Consider the following 7,081-nt stretch of genomic DNA (forward strand, 5'->3'; position numbering starts at 1 on the left):
ATTTGGGATTTAGTTAAAAGCTTTGAGCATGAGAGCTGCGCCATAAGCAGAGCCCAGGGGAAAATCCGAAAATTCCAATTCATAACCTTTCAGCAGTCCATTCAGGAACCGGATAAATACTTTATTGTGAACAAAACCCCCGTCAATATACACTTTTTTGGTTTCTGACTCACCTTTAGCCAGCATTAATGAGGCTACCTGCATCCTGGCCAGGCCGAATACCAAATGGTGGTATGCCGTATCAAAATCGGCAAAAGCGGAAATGTCCCAGTTGTTTTCAGGAAAAATTTCAGCCACCAGCGGGGTCCTGGCAATGGTTTCAGGATAAAATCCTGTTTCTGTTTTCCCCGAGAGTAAACCATCTACCTGTTTTTCATCGGGCTGAATATTTTTGTAATACTTCGCGTCCTTCTTGAAATGAGTATTTAATTTCTGGAGCTGATGATCCAGTTCATAACCAAGAAAAAACCGGCTGGCCTTTACCGTTTTTCCGTGTATAGACAGAAAATTAAGGCAATCGTTTTGCAGTTCGCTGAAGCTGAGTTCCCTTTTTGGAAAAGGATTCAGGGTAATGCTCCAGGTGCCCGTGGAGATCAGCAGGAAGGGTTCTTTAATTTTTATCAGATAGGAGGCCAGGGCAGAGGAGCTGTCGTGGATACCCACACCTACCTGTACTTTTTTACCGCAAATTATTTTTTCGAAGCTGTGGGTGGTGGGTACCTGTTTGGGGAGTTTCTCATGTATTCCCTCTTTGTAAACCCATTCATGATAATCTGCCCTGGGAAAGTCCCACAACTTGGTGTGACAACCTATGGAGGTAGGTTCAGTCACGGCCTCTCCTGTAAATAAATACGAGATGTACTGGGGCAGGTGTAGTGAATACTTGATTTTATTGAATATTTCCGGCTTTTTCTTTTTCAGCCAGTACAGCTGCAAACCAGAATTAAGCATGCCCAAAGTGGGGGAAGCGGTTGTTTGGTTGATGGATTCTTCCGGATAGGCACTATAAAATTCCTCATGGAGATCTTCGGGGAAATCTTTAAGGTAATTGTAGATGGGGGTGACCGGTTTTCCATCCTCACCAATAGAAACAAAAGAAGCACCATAAGTGGAAAAATTCAAGGCTTTGACCTCGTATGCAGGGTCTTTGCACAATTTTTCTACGGTGCGTTTGGCCCAGTCCGTTATTTTTTCCAGGTCATCACATTCTTCCCCATCTTCATCTTTGATAGTAGAGAACTTGACATATTCTTCCTTGATTTCATTTAAATTTTCGTCAAAGAGAAAAAATTTCTTATTGGTCTTTCCTATATCAAATATGGCGATTACCGGTATGGGCATTGTCTAAATGGTTATTATGGATAAAATGATTTATTTACAGGCCTGTGGCCATGCTTTTTTTGCCTCTTTCCCGGACCAGGTTCTCTCTTACGTTCAGTTTTCTGAAAGCAGCAACCGGATCCAGGGCAGCATCGGCCTGCATCCTGGCTTCAGCTATCAGGGGCCTTACATCAGTTCTGAAAGCATGCTGAAGAATTTCCTGTGCCAAAACAGGATCATTTGCTTCCCGGGCATCTTCCAATGCTTGCCGGTCTACCAATAAAGCCTGCGCATAGGCCAATTGAATGGCCTCAACCGACTGTAGCAAATCCTCCATGGGATCCTTAAGGTTGTGGCTGGCGTCGATCATCCAGGCGGGATAGGGGTTTCTGGATTCCTTGTCCTGCATTCCTTCTACCAGTTCATTGAAGATCAAAAACAGTTGATAGGGCTTCATGGCACCTACCGTCAGGTCATCATCCCCAAACTTGGAATCGTTGAAATGAAATCCTCCCAATTTACCCTGCATCATTAGGGTGGCGACAATTTGTTCGATATTGGTGTTGGGCAAATGATGTCCCAGGTCCACCAGGGTATATGCGCGTTCACCTAACTGGGAAGCCAGTAAATGAGACGTTCCCCAATCCTGAATCACGGTGTGGTAAAAATAGGGCTCGTAGGGTTTGTATTCAATAAACATCTTCCAGTCATCAGGCATACCGGCGTATATTTCCTTTAAGGAATCCAAGGTTCGCTGTAAGGCTTTTCTAAAATTCATTTGGCCCGGAAAAGAAGATCCATCTGCCAGCCAAACCGTCAGGGATTTGGAACCAAGGGCTTCTCCATGCCGGATAACCTCTAAATTATGGTTTACCGCCTGTTTTCTCACTTGGGCATCGGTATGGCAAAGGGAACCAAATTTATAGGAATGTTCCTGTTCTGCCTGATCCTGGAAGGTATTGGAATTGACCGCATCAAAAAGTAGCTTGTGTGAAGCAGCATGGGCCTTTATCTCCGCTATATCCTTAGGGATGTCCCAGGGAATATGCAACGAAATGGCTCCTGAGCCTGCATTCAAAGCATGAAGAAGGCCTACATCATCTATTTTTTCTTCCAGCGTCCGGGGTTCACCCCCACCGGGAAACCGTCCAAAACGGGTTCCGCCGGTTCCCAGTGCCCAGCTGGGTATGGCGATTTGAAAAGATTGTATCTTTTGGATAAGTGTCTGGACAGAAATGCCCTTGACATCCAACCGTTGGCTTATATACTCAAAACTCTCCCGGTGATCCGGGAGAGCTTTTTTATTGAGGCTATGTATTTGATTTTTATCAATTCGCATAGAAAACGCTTATCTTACAAAAGCTGCAGCTACGCCGCCATCTACGTTCAAAATATTACCGGTACTTTTACTTAGCTGTCCACCGACAAAAGCAAAAACGCCGTTTGCGATATCTTCAACACCAATAATCTCATTCATGATGGTACGCTTGGCATAGAACGCAGGAAGCTCTTCCACCGTGATACCATAGGCTTTTGCCCGGCCTTTGGCCCATTCGCCTTCCCAGATTTTGCTGCCTTCGATCACAGCATCCGGATTCACCACATTCACCCTGATTTTGTCTGGACCCAATTCTGCGGCCAGCAGGCGGCTCATGTGTACCTGTGCTGCTTTGGCTGTTCCATACCCCACATTGTTAGGACCGGATACCAAAGCATTTTTACTGGCAATGTTGATGATGTCACCACCTTTGTTCTGAGCTCTGAAAATGGCGACTCCGGCTTTGGATACGGCAAACTGCCCTTTTACCAAAACGTTTTGCAAAAGGTCCCAGTCTTTTTCCGAGGTTTGACCGATTGGTTTGGAAATAGCCAGTCCCGCACAATTCACAATCACGTCAATGCCTCCAAATTTAAGGCAGGCTGCCTGAAGAGCAGTTTCGATGTCTTCCATTTTGGTCACATCCATTACAGCCCCCGAACCAGTATCCTTATTATAGGTTCCAACCGCCTCATCCAGTCTTTCCTGGTTGATGTCTGTAATAAAGACACAGGCACCTTCAGCGGCAAGTTTGTCAGCAATCGCCTTTCCGATTCCACCTGCGCCTCCCGTAACAAAAGCCACTTTTCTGGACATTGGTTGTTCTTTGGGCATGCGTTGAAGTTTGGCCTCTTCCAGCAACCAATATTCTATATCAAAGGCTTCCTGCAGGGGTAGGGACACATAGGAGGAAATCGCCTCAGCTCCCTTCATCACATTGATCGCATTGGTATAGAATTCACTCGCCACCCTGGCTGTTTGTTTGTTTTTGGCATAGGAAAACATACCAACTCCAGGCCATAAAATTACCACGGGGTTGGAATCCCTGATGGCAGGGCTATTGGGGCGCTTGTGATCTTCATAATATTTGATATAGTCCTGCCTGTAGGCTTCAAACTCTTTTTCCAGATAGGACTTGATCTCCGTCATGTCTTCCAAATCCTCATCTGCAGGAATTTCCAGGACCAAAGGTCTGATTTTAGTTCGCAAAAAATGGTCCGGGCAGCTTGTTCCCAGGGGTGCCAGTTTTTCCAGGTCATTGCTGTTGATAAATTCCAGTACCTTGTCGTCATCAGAAAAATGGCCTATCATCCGGTTTTGACTTGATGCAAGGCCCCTTAAATGCGGAGCAATTTTGGAAGCCTGATCTTTTCTTTGTTTGGCTGGCAAAGAAGTAACTTTCTGACCGCCGAATACAGGCCGCTTTTTGCCATAATTTTCTTCCAGGTATTGTGATGCCATGTCAATTACCTCCAGGCTATTGATGTAGCATTCATAAGCTGTTTCTCCCCAGGTAAAGAGACCATGTCCTCCAAGCATGATACCCCGGATACCTGGATTTTCCTTGAGTGCCTGATCAAGTTTCAATGCCAGATCAAAACCCGGTCTTTGCCAGGGAACCCAAGCGATCTGACCATCAAACAACTCCTGTGTGATCTTTTCCCCATCTTTGGAAGCAGCAATGGCAATAGCGGCATCGGGATGAAGGTGATCGATGTGTTTAAAAGGCAAAACCGCATGCAGCGGTGTATCAATGGAAGGAGCTTTGGAGTCTAAATCGTAAATACAATGGTTAAACAGCGCAACCATCTCATCTTCAAACTCCAGACCCCTGTAGACATTTTTAAGGGCCAATAACTTGTCCATGTACAATCCGGCCAGGCCATTTCTTTTTAAGGTACCTATATCACCACCTGAACCTTTGATCCACATGATTTCGGTATCCTTTCCTGTTAAAGGGTCTTTTTCGATGGTTTTACAGCTTGTATTTCCACCCCCATAGTTGGTTATCCTTAAGTCTGCACCCAAAATATTGGACCTGTAGAGCAGCAGGGCGATTTGATCATCACCCAGGGCTTTTGCCTTTTCTTCGTCCCACAAGTAATCTACGTGCTTAAAAGTGTTTTTTGTAATTGCCATATTATAGATTTGAAAGATTTGTATGCTATTAAATTATTTAGCGAATATATATTATTTTGTAAAATCAACTGTCCTGTTCTATGCTGATTGCAAGTGCATATTGGTTCCAAATGTCTGGGTTTTTACTCGTTTTTGCCTAAAAAAAGAAACAAAAGAAGACAAAAAGAGGTTTTTTTGGGGTTTGTTCTTGAAAATCATTGTTTTTATTCTTGAAATTCATGATTGTTTGAGTGCTAATAAGGCGATGGACTGGTAGCGGTCCATCCCCCATCAATGACAAGGCTTTGACCCGTGATGTGTCTGGCTTCCCGGGAGACCAAAAACCCTACCGCAGCAGCTATATCTCTAGGAAAAGCAGGTCTTCCCATGGGGGTGATCCTGGACCAGGTCTCGGCATAACCTTCTTCTGAGGCTGTCCTTTCTGTCATTGTTGCCCCTGGGGCTATGGCATTCACGTTGATCTGGTACGGAGAAAGTTCCAGGACCAGGGTTTTCGCCAGCATTTCAAGGGCAGCTTTGCTCATGCCATAGGCAGCCAGGTTTTTATGGGCCTGGTGGCCAGTGACCGATGACATGAAAAGAATGCTTCCACCGGACTGCTGTGCGATCATCTGCCTGGCAGCCTGCTGTGCCAAAAAGAAACTTCCTGCCAGGTTTAGCTGAACCAATTGGTGAAAATCCGATTCCTTGTAAGTCAGAAACTCTCCAAATACCGTAATGCCGGCATTGGCCACTGCAACATCCAAACTGCCAAGTTGCTTTACCGTATGTTTCACCAGCTTCTCAATAAAACCGGTATCGGAGGCATCCCCTGCAAGTCCCTGGCAACTATCCGGATACTCGGAATTGATTTGTTCCACCGCTTTTTGGGTGAGGTACGGGTCCAGGTCATTTAGCATAACATGCAAGCCCTTAGCAGCAAAATAGTGGCAAATTTCAAAACCTATGCCCACCCCAGCTCCTGTTACCAGGGCTACCTCTGGAGCAGGATCAATTAGATTCTTCATTCAGGGTTCTGGTTTTATTGTTGTATGACAGGTTGTTCAACTTTTTGGAAATGAGTTTGATCAGTGGGAGTCCTTGGTAACTTCACTTCCGGAATTGCCTTTGAGAAAATCCAGGTCAGCCCCTAGATTGGCCTGTTCCACATGTTTCACATACAGGCTGACATAACCCCTTTCTGTAGGTAAAGGGGGTTTTTTCCAGGCAGCCTTTCTTTTTGCCAGTTCTTCATCCGAAACCAACAAGTCCAGCTTTCGCCCTTCTACATCCAGGCTGATCATGTCTCCGGTTTGAACAACCGCAAAATTACCCCCTTCGGCAGCTTCCGGAGTGGCATGCAGGACCACGGTACCAAAACCCGTACCGCTCATTCTTCCATCCGAAATCCGGATCATATCATCTATCCCTTTTTCCAATACTTTTGGTGGTAATCCCATATTGCCCACTTCGGGCATCCCCGGATAACCTTTTGGACCTACATTCTTCAGGATCATTACGGAATTTTCATCGATATCCAGGTCAGGATCATCTATTTTGTTTTTATAATCGTCAATATCTTCAAATACCACAGCTTTTCCGGTATGTTTCATCAAGGCAGGACTGGCAGCTGAAGGTTTGATAATGGCCCCCGTTTCGCAAAGGTTGCCCTTTAGAACGACTATTCCGGAAATGGGATTGAAAGGAGAATCAATGGCGGCAATGACCTTCTCGTTAAAGTTTTCAAACCTTTCATTGTTTTGGCCAATGCTTTGGCCGGTCACAGTAATGGCGTCATTGTGCAGGTGATCCTTTAATTGCCGGATTACCGGTGGAAGGCCTCCCGCATAGAAAAAGTCTTCCATGAAATATTTTCCTGAAGGCTGCAAGTTGGCCAAAAGTGGAATTTTAGAAGAAAAGCGATCGAAATCCTCCAGGTTTAATTGTATGCCCATCCTGCCTGCTATGGCAAGCAAATGGATGACAAAATTGGTGGATCCACCGATAGCAGCATTGACCATAATGGCGTTTTCAAAGGCCTTGCGGGTCAGAATATCAGAAAGTTTGAGGTCATTTTCCACCATTTTTACGATTTCCATCCCGGACATGTGGGCCAGGACTTTGCGTGCGGTATCTGGTGCCGGAATCGCGGCATTACCCGGTAAGGTCAGTCCAAGGGCTTCTACCATACAGGCCATGGTGGAGGCTGTTCCCATGACACCACAGTGCCCATCACTTCTGCAAAGGCTGGATTCCCCCACACACAGTTCATCTTGGGTCTTTTTCCCATGTCTGCAAGCTTCACTCACTCCCCAGTTATCGCTG

General features: G+C 45.6%; 5 protein-coding genes. All 5 read right to left on the bottom strand.

Features of this window, described 5'->3' with window-relative positions:
• Window positions 1-9: 9 nt before the first annotated feature.
• Window positions 10-1,341 carry an FGGY family carbohydrate kinase gene (locus tag HUJ21_RS21840; protein ID WP_291372829.1) on the bottom strand — a complete coding sequence of 444 codons (1,332 nt, stop codon included), beginning with the start codon at window positions 1,339-1,341 and terminating at the stop codon, window positions 10-12.
• A gap of 34 nt (window positions 1,342-1,375) precedes the next feature.
• Window positions 1,376-2,659 (bottom strand): sugar isomerase, encoded by a 1,284-nt coding sequence (locus HUJ21_RS21845; RefSeq protein ID WP_291372831.1) that lies wholly within the window; start codon window positions 2,657-2,659, stop codon window positions 1,376-1,378.
• Between the two features lie 9 nt (window positions 2,660-2,668).
• Window positions 2,669-4,777, bottom strand: a complete 2,109-nt coding sequence (locus HUJ21_RS21850; protein WP_291372833.1) for a bifunctional aldolase/short-chain dehydrogenase — start codon at window positions 4,775-4,777, stop codon at window positions 2,669-2,671.
• A 233-nt stretch (window positions 4,778-5,010) separates the two neighbouring features.
• A complete protein-coding gene (locus HUJ21_RS21855) occupies window positions 5,011-5,784 on the bottom strand; it encodes an SDR family oxidoreductase (protein WP_291372835.1) in 774 nt (257 codons plus the stop codon).
• A gap of 60 nt (window positions 5,785-5,844) precedes the next feature.
• Window positions 5,845-7,081 (bottom strand): dihydroxy-acid dehydratase (locus HUJ21_RS21860; RefSeq protein WP_291372836.1); only part of this gene is annotated, 1,237 nt, incomplete at its 5' end.

Origin of the sequence: Cyclobacterium sp. (assembly GCF_014762705.1) — a bacterium.
Classification (GTDB): Bacteria; Bacteroidota; Bacteroidia; order Cytophagales; family Cyclobacteriaceae; genus Cyclobacterium.

What these genes read in the sequence shown, in the direction of transcription:
- HUJ21_RS21840 (WP_291372829.1), bottom strand. Translation starts at nt 1,341, where the DNA reads ATGCCCATACCGGTAATCGCCATATTTGATATAGGAAAGACCAATAAG.
- HUJ21_RS21845 (WP_291372831.1), bottom strand. Translation starts at nt 2,659, where the DNA reads ATGCGAATTGATAAAAATCAAATACATAGCCTCAATAAAAAAGCTCTC.
- HUJ21_RS21850 (WP_291372833.1), bottom strand. Translation starts at nt 4,777, where the DNA reads ATGGCAATTACAAAAAACACTTTTAAGCACGTAGATTACTTGTGGGAC.
- HUJ21_RS21855 (WP_291372835.1), bottom strand. Translation starts at nt 5,784, where the DNA reads ATGAAGAATCTAATTGATCCTGCTCCAGAGGTAGCCCTGGTAACAGGA.